Genomic DNA, 13,353 nt, shown 5'->3' with positions numbered 1-13,353 from the left:
GTTCCCCGGTCATGCGCACCTGCACCTATCCATCCATCCCGACCGCCGCTCGCCGCTGCTGCGGCACCCCGGCGTTGCCGATCATCTCACTCAAAGCCACGATCGTCGCACCGGTGCCGTCGCCCGGCGCGGCCACCGCGACCGCCGACTCGGTGAACACATGGCTCACCTCGTCCCCACCGCCGTCATCCGGCGCCAGCTCCAGCGTCGCGCCGGCAATTCCGGCCGCGACGATCTCCAGCACCCCGGCCACCGAATCCGGCCTGCCCGCCGCCCTGGTCCGCGACTCGAAATTGAGCCCGGTGCGCTGGGCCACCCGCTCGGCGGCACCGGCCAGCTCGTCGTAGCTGAGCGTGCGGCCGCCGCCGATGAAGGCGACATCGTCACCGCGCAGCGCCCTGGTGCGGTGCGCGTAGCCGATCGGGCGCGGCGATTCGGCCGCCAGCTCCGCGATCAGCGCCGGATCGGCCAGGTCGTACCAGTCCAGGCCGTCGGGCGCGTCGAGGATATCGATGGTCAGGCCCAGTTTCACCTCGAGCCGGTCGGGCAGGCTCGCGTCCAGCGTCATCAGCGGCACCACCGCGGCACCGGCCTTGAGCACCGCCCAGGTGGCGATCGCCGCGTCGACGCCCCGATCGAGGCGCACCGCGACACCGGTGCCGGGACCGGCGCCGCGCGCGATCAGCGACCGCGCCAGCTGCGAGGAGCGGGCGTCGAATTCGTGGTAGGTCAGCTCGGCGTCGCCCAGGTCGAGCGCGGGCGCCTCCGGGTCCTCCTCCACCGCGGCGGCCAGTTCCTGAGCCAGTGCGGCGCCGTTGGCCGACGGGGCCGGGGCGTACGCCGCCGCGGTCAGCTCGCGTTCGCGTTCCCTGGCGTCGCGCAGGTCGATGTCGCCGATCCGGACCTTCGGGTCGGCCGCCACCGCGGCGACGATCTCGACGAGTCCGCGCGCGAACGCCGCGACGGTGTGCTCGTCGAACAGGTCGGTGGCGTAGGTGAACACCACGCCGAGCTCGTCGGGCTCCCCGGACGCGGTGAGGCGCGGCTCCACATTGACCTGGAGGTCGAACTTGGCGGGCCGGGCCGCCAGGTCCATCGCCTCGACGGTGAGCCCGGGCAGCCGCAGCACCGGCGCCTCGGTGTTGTGGAACGACAGCACCACCTGGAACAGCGGGTTGTGCGAGACGGCGCCGCTGGGCGCCACCTCGTCGACGATCCGCTCGAACGGCAGGTCGGCGTTGGCGAACGCGGCCAGGTCGACCTCGCGGGCCAGGGTGACCAGCTCGTCGAAGCCGCGCAGCGGCGAGACCTCGGTGCGCAGGGTCAGGGTGTTGACGAACATGCCGACCAGGTCGTCGAGTTCGGGTTCACCGCGCCCCGCGATCGGCGTGCCGATCGCGATGTCGGTGCTGCCGGAGATGCGCGCCAGCAGCACCGCCAGCGCCGCGTGCACGACCATGAACAGCGACGCGTTGTGCGCGCGGGCGATCTCGGCCAGCCGCGCGTGCACGTCGGCGGGCAGGATGGTGGTCACATCGGCGCCGCGCAGCGAGGCGTGCGGCGGCCGCGGATGATCGTGCGGCAGGTCGACGGTCCCCGCCTGGCCGGCCAGCGTGTGCCGCCAGAAGTCGAGTTGCCGTGCGGCGGTGGAGGTCTCGTCGGACTCCTCGCCCAGCACCGCGCGCTGCCACAGCGCGTAGTCGGCGTACTGCACCGGCAGCGGCGCCCAGCTCGGCGAGCGGCCCTCGACCCTGGCCCGGTAGGCGATCACCAGGTCGCGGGCCAGTGGCGCGAGCGAGGCACCGTCGGCGATGATGTGCTGCACCACCACGGCGAGCACGTGCTCTTCCTCGGCCAGCGGATCGGTATCCGGGACGGTGAACAGCCCGGCCCGCAACGGAACTCGCTCGGCGACGTCGAATCCGCCCGCGAGCAGCCACATCACGCGATCGCGCGGATCGGCGCACTCCTCGATCACCAGCCCGGTCGGCAGCACCGCGCTGACCGGCAGGATCTCCTGGTACGGAGCGCCGTTCGCGTCGGCGGGGAACCGGGTGCGCAACGCCTCGTGCCGTTCCAGCACGTCGGCGACCGCGTAGCGCAGCGCCGAGGTGTCCAGCGCGCCGCGCAGCCGCAGCACCAGCGGGATGTTGTAGGCGGGCGAGTCCGGGTCGATGCGGTTGAGCAGCCACATCCGCTGCTGGGCGGGCGAGAGCGGGATGACACCCCGATCCTGCGCCGGGATCAGCGGCGGGCGCGGCGCGGTCACCGCGCCGGGGCGCACCCGGGCGGCCAGCGCGGCCACGGTCGGCGCCTCGAACAGGTCGCGGACCACCAGATCGGCGCCGAGCGCCTGATCGATGCGGGCGATGGCCCTGGTGGCCAGCAGCGAGTTGCCGCCACGGTCGAAGAAGTCGTCGTCCAGGCCGACCTCGGGGACGCCGAGCAACGTGGCGAACACCTCGGCGACGCTCAGTTCGATCGGCGTCGTCGGTGCCCGGAACGCCGCGGCCGCGGTGAACTCGGGCTCGGGCAGCGCGGCCCGGTCGAGCTTGCCGTTGGCGGTCAGCGGCAGTGCCACCAGCACCACGACGGCGTCGGGAACCATGTAGCCGGTGAGGAATTCGGCCACGGCGGCGCGCACGGCCACCGGGTCGAGGGCGGCGCCGTCGATCGGGACGACGTAGCCGATCAGCCGGTCGCCCGCGTGCTCGTCGGCCCGCACGACGACCGTGGCCTGGCCGACCCCGGGCACGCCGAGCAGCGCGGCCTCGATCTCGCCCGGCTCGATCCGGAACCCGCGCAGCTGCACCTGCTGATCGCCGCGGCCGCCGTATTCCAGTGCGGGCGTGCCGCGGAAGCCGATCCAGCGGCCGAGGTCACCGGAGCGGTAGCGGCGGGCGCCGGGCGGGCCGAACGGGTCGGCGACGAAGCGCGTCGCGGTGAGCCCCGGCTTGCCGAGGTATCCGCGCGAGACCTGGCCACCGGCGATGTAGAGCTCACCGGCGACACCGAAGGGCACCGGCCGCAGCCGGTCGTCGAGCACCGCCACCGACAGGCCGGGCAGCGCCCGCCCGATCAGGCTGCTCGGCAGCTCGGCGGCGCCCGCGTCCATGGTCAGATGCGAGACGTGCACCGTGGTCTCGGTGATGCCGTACATGTTCACCAGTCGCGGTGCGCCGGGCCCGGTTCCGTAGCGCGCGTACCAGCGGTTGAGCTTGCGCGGGTCGAGCGCCTCGCCGCCGAACACGACGTAGCGCAGCGGCAGCGGCGCGGCACCGGCGGCCTGGGCGGCCCGGTCGGCCTCGTCGAGCTGGGCGAACGCGGTGGGGGTCTGGCTCAGCACCGTCACCTGTTCGCGGGCGAGCAGTTCCCGGAACTCGATCGGCGAGCGCGAGGTGAGATGGTCGACCACGACCACCGACGCGCCACCGGCCAGCGCGCACCACAGTTCCCAGATCGAGAAGTCGAAGGCGAAGGAGTGGAACACCGTCCACACGTCGTCGACGTCGAACTCGAAGAGCCGATGAGTGTTGGCGAACAGCTCCAGCACATTGCGGTGGCTGACGCCGACGCCCTTGGGCAAGCCGGTGGAGCCGGAGGTGTAGATGACGTAGGCGAGGTGGTCGGGCCGCAGCGGCGCGCGCCGTTCGGCCGGACGCAGCGGCGCGGTCGAATACCCCAGCTGCGCGTCGAGCAGCACGACCGGCAGATCGGCGGGCACCAGCCCGCGCTCAGCCGAGGTCGTCAGCAGCACAGTGGGTTTCGCGTCGGCGAGCACGTACTCGAGTCGCTGCGCGGGATAGCCGGAATCGATCGGCAGGTACCCCGCGCCGGCGAGCAGCACCGCCAGCAGGGCGACCGGCAGCTCCTCGGTGCGCGGAACCGCCACAGCCACCAGGGTTTCCGGGCCTGCGCCGTTGGCGATCAGCGCGCGGGCCAGCGCCGAGGCGCGGCCGAGCAGGTCGGCGAAGGTCAGCGAATACCCGCCCGCCCTGACCGCGATCGCGTCCGGGCGCTGCTGGGCCTGCATGCAGATCAGGTCGGCCAGGGTCACCTCGGGCACCGCGATGCCGGGCGAATCCCCTTCGCGCAGCACGAGTTCGCGTTCACCGGGGGCGAGCACGTCGATATCGCCCACCGGCACCGACGGATCGGCGACCACCGCGGCGAGCACCCGCGACCAGCGGTCGGCGAAATCGGCGACGGTGGCGTGGTCGAACAGATCGGTGGCGTAGACGAACGCGGCGGTCAGGCCCTGCGGCGCGCCGTCGGCGCCGATCCGCTCGGCCAGTTCCACCTGGAGATCGAACTTCGCCAGCGGCACCGCGAAGTCGGCCGCCGAGACGGCGAGGCCGGGCAGCGCCAGATCGGAGCGGGCCAGGTTCTGGAAGGTCAGCATCACCTGGAACAGCGGGTGCCGCGCGGTGGAGCGCACCGGCTCCAGCAGTTCCACCAGACGCTCGAACGGCACGTCGGCGTGGCCGAAGGCCGCCAGGTCGTCGGCCCTGACCTCGCTGAGCAGCGCGCCGAAGCTCGCCGCCGGGTCGACCTGGGTGCGCAGTACCAGGGTGTTGACGAACATGCCGATCAGCTCGTCGAGCGCCTGCTCGCCGCGCCCGGCGACCGGGGTGCCGATGGCGATGTCGCGGGTGCCGGAGAGCCGGGCCAGCAGCAGCGCCAGCGCGGTGTGCACCACCATGAACAGGGTGGCGTTGTGGTCGCGGGCCAGCCCGGACAGGCCGGCGTGCACGGAGGCGGGTATCTGCACGGTCAGCGTGCCGCCCGAGCGGCTGGCGACGGCGGGACGCGGCCGGTCGGTGGGCAGTTCCAGCTGTTCGGGCAGCCCGGCCAGGGTCCGCCGCCAGAACGCGACCTGCGCGGCCAGCAGCGACGACGGGTCGGTCTCGACGCCGAGCAGCGCGCGCTGCCACAGCGTGTAGTCCACGTACTGCACCGGCAGCGGCGGCCAGTGCGGCGCGCCGCCACCGCGACGCTCGGCGTAGGCGGTCAGCAGGTCCCTGGTCAGCGGCGCGAAGGAGAAGCCGTCGGCGGCGATGTGGTGCACCACGCAGACCACGACGTGCTCGGATTCCGACAGGGCCAGCACCCGCACCCGCACCGGCGGGGCGGCGGTGACGTCGAAACCGGTCAGCGCGGCCGCGGCGATGGCGTCGCCCAGCTCGTCCTCCGCGATCTCGACGACCTCGAACTCCGGCGCCGCCGCCGGATCACCCGGGGCGAGCACCACCTGATGGCCCTCACCGTCGAGCACCAGGCCATCGGCGGCCAGGCCGTCCGACACCGGGTACACGGTGCGCAGCACTTCGTGCCGGGCGATCAGGTCGGCGACGGCCGCGCGCAGGGCGGGCAGATCGAGCCGGCCCGACAGCCGCACCGCGACCGGGATGTTGTCGACCGCCGAGGCGGGATCGAAACGGTTGAGGAACCACATCCGCTGCTGGGCGTAGGACAGCGGGATCCGCGCGGGCCGCTGCTGCCTGGTCAGCGGCAACGCGTGCGCCGAGACCCGCTGCTGTTCGGCCTTGTTCGCCAGCGCGGCCACGGTCGGCGCCTCGAAGACGGCCTGCACCGGCACCCGCACGTCGAGGGCGGCGCCGATCCGGGCGACGGCCTGCGCGGCGAGCAACGAGTCACCGCCGAGCTCGAAGAAGTCGTCGTCGGCGCCAACGCGCCCGGAGCCGTCGCGCAGCAACAGCGCGGCGAACACATCGGCGACGACCTGTTCGGCGGGCGTCGCCGGGGCGCGGAACCCGCGCGCGGTGAACACCGGCGTCGGCAGCGCGGCCCGGTCGAGCTTGCCGACCGAGGTCAGCGGCAGCGCGTCGAGCACCATGATGACGGCCGGAATCATGTACGCGGGCAACGAGGTGGCCAGGAATTCCGCGAGCGCCCCGGTGTCGACCGTGCGCCCGACGCGCGGCAGCACGTACGACACCAGCGCGGTCGCGCCCGAGGGCATGGTCTTGCCGAGGGTCACCGCGTAGTCGAGATCGGGATGCGCGGTGAGCGCGTTGTCGATCTCGCCCAGCTCGATCCGGAAGCCGCGCACCTTGACCTGGAAGTCGGTGCGGCCCAGGTATTCCAGCGTGCCGTCGGGCTCCAGCCTGCGCACCAGGTCGCCGGTGCGATAGAGCCTGCCCGGCCCGAACGGCGAGGCGACGAACCGCTCGGCGGTGAGCCCCGGCCTGCCCAGATACCCCTGGGCCAGCGCGGGACCCGACAGATACAGCTCACCGACGACACCAGCGGGCACCGGACGCAGCCGGGCGTCGAGGACATAGAGGCCCATGCCGGGCACCGCGTTGCCGATGGTGATCGGCGCGCGCGGATGCAGCGGCGCGGTGCTGGTGGCGAGGATGGTCGCCTCGGTCGGGCCGTAACCGTTGTAGAAGGCGCGCCCGCCGCTCGCCCAGCGGCCGACCAGCTCCGGGCCGAACCGGTCACCGGCCACGACCACCGTCCGCAGGTCGGGCAGCCCGGCCGGATCGACCGACTCCAGCGCGCCCGGCGTGATCAGCACATGCGTGATGCGTTCGCGCCGAAGCAGATCCGACAGCTCGAAGCCGCCGAAGATCCGCGGCGGCGAGATCACCAGGGTCGCGCCGGTCGCGAAGGTCAGCAGCAACTCGAGCACCGACACGTCGAAGTTCGGCGAGCAAACGTGCAGCACCCGCGAATCCGGTTCGACGCCGAAGTGTTCGCGCTCGGCGGCGACCAGCGCGCCGAGCCCGGCGTGGGTCACGACGACGCCCTTGGGCTTGCCGGTGGAACCGGAGGTGTAGATGACATAGGCCGGGTGGCGATCGTCGATCTGCCGGACCCGGTCGGCGTAGCTCACGGCGTGTGCCGGGCGCGCGCCGATCCGCTCGGCGACCACCGGATCGTCGAGTTCGATCCAGTACAGGCCGGTGCCGAGCGCGGCCCGGTGGGTGGCGGTGGTGAGGCCGAGCGTCGCGCCGGAATCGGCGACGATGTGCGCGATCCGGTCGCTCGGATAGGCCGGATCGACCGGCACGTAGGCGGCGCCCGTCTTGGCGATGGCCCAGACCGCGAGGACCGACTCGATCGAGCGCGCGATCGCGATCGCGACCACGTCGCCGGCGCCGATGCCCCGGTCGATGAGTTCACGTGCCAGTCGCGAGGATTCCGCGTCCAGCTCGGAGTAGGTGAGCTGCCGCTCACCACCCGGCATTCCGGTCGGGTTGTAGCGAACAGCTATCGACCCGGCCGCGGATTCGACCGCGGCCGTGAGCAGTTGACCGAACAGCGGTGCGCCGGTCGTTCGTCGGCGACCGGCACGGCCAGTGCGGCGGGGGGTTTCCACAGACCAATACACCTCTCGCGTCCGGCAGCCGAGTCGGACACAGCATAGTCACACCTATATCGCTGTCGCCGACCGTCGCCGAGGTGTGCGCCACGACACACCAACTCTCTGCAACAGAATCGTAATCTGCGCGGAGCCTGTTACGTGGAGCTATCGATGGACCGCCCGGAAATGGCGATGACCTGCGCCGTTACCGGGCCGACTGTGGTGACTGCCACCGGGCCGAGCATCTGCTGATGACTCGCGTCGACCGGATGATCGGTGATGACCCCACTGAAATAGGGGCGCCAGCGCGACGCGCCACCCGGCGCTTTTCCGGCCGTTCGCAGGGCGGTGAAGAAGGTGAGATCACCCACGAATCGATCCGGCATCAGTTGGGTAACCAGTTCGACAGTCCGCAGCGCACCCCGGTACATCCCGACGAAGCGCGGCAGCGAGATCGGCGTCGATCCGGCCAGCGCGCCGTGCAGCGCGGCCAGGGCGTCGTCGCCGAGACCGACCAGTCGGTCTGCGGCGGGCAACTGCTGGTCGGGGATGCCGAGTTCATGGAACGCCGCCCGCAATTCGGCGCCGAAATCGGCCAGGTCGGCGCCGGGCACGCTGTCCAGCAGGGTCAGCGAGGCCACCGTCTCCCCCGCCGCCTGCAACCGGGTGGCGACCGCCTGCGCGAGCACGCCGCCCAGCGACCAGCCGAGCAGGTGGTACGGCCCGTGCGGCTGGGTCGCGCGGATCTCGGCGAGGTAGTGGTCGATCAGCGCGTCCACCGTGGCGGGCCGGAAGTCCGGGTCGCTCAGGGCCGGCGACTGGATGCCGATGATCGGGCGGTCCTCGGGCAGGTGCGGGGCCAGACCCGCGTAGGCCCAGGCCAAGCCGGAGACCGGGTGCAGGCAGAACAGCGGCTCCCGGTCGCCGCCCCGGCGCAGCGGCAGCGTGGTGGCCAGCGCCGCGTCGAGGTCACCGCCGAGCCCGGCCGGACCGGCGGTCAGCCGGTCCGCGAGTCCGGCGACGGTCGGGTCGGCGAAGAAGGCGGCCACGGTCAGCTCGGTGCCGGTGCGCTCGCGCAGCCGGTGCACCACCCGGGTGGCCAGCAGCGAGTTGCCGCCGAGGGAGAAGAAGTCGTCGTCGAGACCGGGCCGGGCGACACCGAGCACCTCGGTGAACACCTCCGCCACCGCGATCGCGCTGTCCCCCACCGGTTCCCGGTAGCGGCGCGGTTCGAGCACCGGCGCCGGCAGCGCGGCGCGGTCGAGCTTGCCGTTCGCGTTGAGCGGCAGCCGATCGAGGACGACGAAGGCGGCGGGCACCATGTACGACGGGAGCACCTGCGCCACCGCGGCTTTGGCCGCGCTCGCGGTGAGCTCGGTGTCCGGCGCGGGCACCACGTAGGCGACGAGCCGGTCGCCGAGCTGCGCGTCGGACTGCGCGAGCACGGCCGCCTGCGCGACCTGCGGCGCGGCCAGCAGCGCAGCCTCGATCTCACCGAGTTCGATGCGGAAGCCCCGGATCTTCACCTGGAAGTCGGTGCGGCCCCGGTATTCCAGCTCGCCGTCGGCCGTCCAGGCGACCAGGTCGCCGGTGCGGTACATCCGGGCGCCGTGCGATGTGTGGAACCGAGTGGCGAACGGGTCGGCGACGAAGCGGTCGGCGGTCAGGTCGGGGCGGCCGAAGTAGCCGCGGGCCAGCTGCGCGCCCGCGAGGTAGAGCTCGCCCGAGACGCCCACCGGCACCGGACGCAGACGCGCGTCCAGGACGTAGACCCGGCTGTTCCATTCCGGCGCGCCGATCGGCACCGTCGCCCGGTCGGCCGTGGTCACCCGGTGATCGGTGATCGACACGGCGGCCTCGGTCGGGCCGTACAGGTTGTGCAGCGCGGCGGAATTCGTGGCGACGAAGCGTTGCGCGGTCGCGGCGGGCAGGGCTTCGCCGATGGCGAGCACCCGGCGCAGCGCGGGCGGCAGTGCCCCACCCGACTCGGTGAGCAGCGCGTCGAGCATCGACGGGACGACGTGCAGCGTGGTCACCGACCGTCCGGCGAGCACGCCCAGCAGGTACGCGGGGTCGCGGTGCCCGTCGGGCGCGGCGATCACCAGCGTGCCGCCGCACACCGCGGCCGACCAGAACTCCCACACCGACAGGTCGAAGGTGGCCGCCGTCTTCAGCAGCACCGAATCGTCGCGGCCGAGCCCGAACGCGGCGACCTTCCACCGCAACTGGTTCACGATCGCGCCATGCGAGACGGCGACACCCTTCGGCTTGCCGGTCGACCCGGACGTGAAAATCACGTACGCCGTGTTCTCCGGACGCAGCACCCCGCGACGCTCGGTCGCCGCGATCGGCTGATCCGAGAGCGCGGACAGGTCCATCGCGTCGACGACAACCACCGGCACCGCGCCGGCAACCGCTGTGAATCCCGCTGCTGCCGTGGTCAATACGCAGGCGGGGGCGGCCGTGTCGAGCACGTGCCCGATCCGGTCGGCCGGTTGCGACGGGTCGACGGGCACGTAGGCCGCACCGGTCGCTGTCACCGCGTACATAGCGACGACGAGGTCAACGGATCGTGGAATCGCCAGCGCGACACGGTCTTCCACGCCGACGCCCTGCGCGATCAGGTGTCGTGCCAGCCGATGGACCCGCGCGGCGAAGTCGCGATAGGTCAGGGGCGCGCCGTCGGGATCGATCAGCGCGACACCGTCGGGGTGCCCGGCGGCGGTCTCGGCGAACAGCGAGGCCAGCGTGGCGGGCGGACACGGATGCCCGGTCGCGTTCCAGCCGTGCAGGATTCGCTCCCGCTCGCTGTCGGAGAGCAGCTCCAGCTCGTCGGCAGGCCGGTGCGGCGCGGCAGCCACGGCCGCGAGCACCCGCGCGAAGCGGTCCGCGTAGCCGGCCGCCGTCGCCTCGTCGAAAAGGTCGGTGGCGTAGGTGAAGACACCGCTGATGCCCTGGGCGACACCATCGGCGTCGTAGGTGTCGGCGACGACGGCGTGCAGATCGAACTGCGACACCGCCAGATCCACGTCGACGCCCTCGACCGCCAGTTCACCGAGCTCGAGCCCGGTGCGGGTCAGGTTCTGGAAGGACAGACCCACCTGGAACAGCGGGTGCCGCGCGGTCGAGCGGGCCGGGTTGATCGCCTCGACGAGCCGCTCGAACGGCAGGTCGGCATTGGCGAAGACCTGGAGGTCGGTGTCGCGCTGCCGGGCGAGCAGCTCTGTGAACGGCTCCCCTTGGCGCAGCGTGGTGCGGAAGACCAGGGTATTGACGAACATGCCGATGAGATCGTCGAGCGCGGCCTCACCACGGCCCGCGATGGGCGTGCCGATCGCGAGGTCGTCGGTGCCCGCCAGCCGGGCCAGCGTCACCGCGAGCGCGGTGTGCACCACCATGAACAGGGTCGCGCCCCGCTCGTGCGCCAGCGCGAGCAGCGCGCGATGGGTCGCGGCGTCGATCTCGATCGGCACCCGGCCGCCGGCGAAGGTCTGCACGGCCGGACGCGGGCGGTCGGCGGGCAGGTCGAGCTGGTCGGGCAGCCCGGCCAGCGCCTCGCGCCAGTAGGCCAGCTGGGCCGAGGCCAGCGATCGCGGATCCTCCTCGCTGCCGAGCAGGGCGCGCTGCCAGAGCGCGTAGTCCGCGTACTGCACGGCCAGCGGCGCCCACTCCGGTGCCGCGCCCGCCGAGCGCGCCGCGTAGGCGAGCATGAGATCCCTGGTCAGCGGGGTCAGCGAGGAGCCGTCACCGGCGATGTGGTGCACCACCACGGCCAGCACCGACTCGTCCGGGCCGAGCTCGAACAGCGCGACCCGCAGCGGCACCTGGCTGCGCACATCGAAGCCGGACGAGCCGAGCGCGTGCATGGCCGCGCCCAGGTCGGCGGGCTGGACCCGGCGCACCTCGAGCTGCGGCGTCGCGGCCGACTCGGGCAGCACCCGCTGGATCGGGCCGTCGTCGGTCTCGGGGTAGACGGTGCGCAGCGTCTCGTGCCGGGCGACCAGATCGCCGACCGCGGCCCGCAGCGCGTCCACGTCGATCGCGCCGCCGAGCCGCACCGCCATCGGGATGTTGTAGGCGACCGACTCCGGGTCGAACTGGTTGAGGAACCACATCCGCTGCTGCGCCAGCGACAGCGGAATCCGTTCCGGCCGTTCGGTCGCCACCAGCGGTGGACGCGCGCCCGCGCCCGCGGACTCGGCGAGCCGCTGAGCCAGCGCCTCCACCGTCGGGGCCTCGAACAGCAGCCGGACCGGGAAGTCGGTGTCGAGCGCGGCGCCGAGCCGGGCGGCGACCTGGGTGGCCAGCAGCGAGTTGCCGCCGAGGGCGAAGAAGTCGTCGTCGAGGCCGAGCTGGGTGTCTTCGCCGAGGTCGAGCACCTGGGCGAAGGTCCCGGCGACGATCTGTTCCACCGGCGTCGCGGGCGCCCGGAACGCGGCGTGCTCGAGCACCGGCGCGGGCAGCGCCCGGCGGTCCAGCTTGCCGACCGGAGTCAGCGGGATGGTGTCGAGCTCCATCAGCACTGTCGGCACCATGTGCGCGGGCAGGCTGCGCTCGGCGAACGCCGTGAGCGCGGCGGTGTCGATCGTCGCGCCGGGCGCCGCGTGCACGTAGGACACCAGAATCGTGGCGCCGCTGTCGAGTTCGTGCCCGACGGTGGCGGCGAAGTCGAGGCTCTCGTGCGCGGAGAGCACCGCGTCGATCTCACCGAGCTCGATCCGGAAGCCGCGGATCTTGACCTGGAAGTCGTTGCGGCCCACGTATTCCAGCGCGCCGTCGGCGGTCCAGCGGACCAGGTCGCCGGTGCGGTAGAGCCGGGAACCCGCCGGATCGAAGGGATTCGGGACGAAGCGCGAGGCGGTGAGACCGGGCCGCGCGTGGTAGCCGCGGGTCAGCTGGGCACCGGTGATGTAGAGCTCGCCGGTGACACCGGGCGGGACCGGGCCGAGCCGGTCGTCGAGCACGTACTCCGCGACGCCGCGCAGCGGACCGCCGATGGTCAGCGGGTCGCCCGGCTTGAGCGGCACGCTGATATTGACCACGATCGTGGTCTCGGTGGGCCCGTACACATTGTGGAACTGCCGCAGGGTGCCGTCGGCGAGCGGTATCGCCCAGCGCCGCAGCAGATCCGGCGGTACCGCCTCGCCACCGACCGCGACCACCCGGAAGTCGTCGAGGCCGTCGGGATCGATCGAGGCCAGCGCGGCGGGGGTGATGAACGCGTGGCTCACCCGTTCCCGGCGCAGCAGCGCGGCCAGGTCGTCGCCACCGTAGACACTCGGGTCGACGATCACCATCGTCGCGCCCGCGCCCACCGCGAGCAGCAGCTCCAGCAGCGAGGCGTCGAACGACGGCGAGGCGAAATGCAGGGTGCGCGAACCGATCTCGATGCCGTAGTGCAGCCGCTGTTCCTCGCAGAACCCGGCCAGCCCGGCCTGGCTCACCGCGACACCCTTGGGCAGACCGGTGGAACCGGAGGTGTAGATGAGGTAGGCCAGGTCCTCGGCGCGGATCTGGCGCAGCCGGTCGGCATTGGTGACCGGGTCACCGGAGACCTCGTCGAGCAGCGGGACGAGGCCCGCGTCGTCGATGGCCAACCAGTCGACCTGGGTGGGCAACCGGTCGGCGACCGCCGTCACGGTCAGCCCGAAGACCGCGCCGGAGTCGGACACCATGTGCGACACCCGATCCGGCGGATAGTTCGGGTCCACCGGCACGAACCCGGCACCCGTCTTGGCGACCGCCCAGACCGCCAGCACCGATTCGATCGAGCGCGGGATGCCGACGGCCACCAGGTCACCGGCCCCGATGCCCCGCTCGATCAGCAGCCGCGCGATCCGGCTGGAGCGCTCATCGATCTCGGCATAGCTCAGGCTTCCCAGCGTGCTCGCGGCGTCGGCGAGCACCACCGCGAGACCGTCGGGATTGGTCTCCACGGCGGTGGCCAGCAGCTGCGGCAACGCGGTCACCCTGGCGCGGCGAGTCCGCACCGGGCGCGTCCGTACCGGTCGTGTCATCGC

The 13,353-nt window shown here is 72.5% G+C and carries 2 protein-coding genes; both read right to left on the bottom strand.

Annotated features, from left to right (window positions below):
- Positions 1-25 precede the first annotated feature (25 nt).
- On the bottom strand, positions 26-7,348 hold the full coding sequence (locus AB0L91_RS15850; RefSeq protein WP_365010502.1) for an amino acid adenylation domain-containing protein: 7,323 nt from the start codon (positions 7,346-7,348) through the stop codon (positions 26-28).
- 140 nt (positions 7,349-7,488) lie between these two features.
- Positions 7,489-13,350, bottom strand: coding sequence for an amino acid adenylation domain-containing protein (locus AB0L91_RS15845; protein WP_365010499.1), 5,862 nt, complete (start codon positions 13,348-13,350; stop codon positions 7,489-7,491).
- Positions 13,351-13,353 lie beyond the last annotated feature (3 nt).

This window comes from Nocardia sp. NPDC051833 (assembly GCF_040681225.1).
Lineage (GTDB): Bacteria > Actinomycetota > Actinomycetes > Mycobacteriales > Mycobacteriaceae > Nocardia.
The sequence above is the reverse complement of the archived record's forward strand: the minus strand, read 5'-3'. Positions and strand labels throughout refer to the sequence as shown.

Excerpts from the sequence above, each read along its gene's own strand:
- AB0L91_RS15845 (WP_365010499.1), bottom strand. The coding sequence starts at position 13,350 with ATGACACGACCGGTACGGACGCGCCCGGTGCGGACTCGCCGCGCCAGG.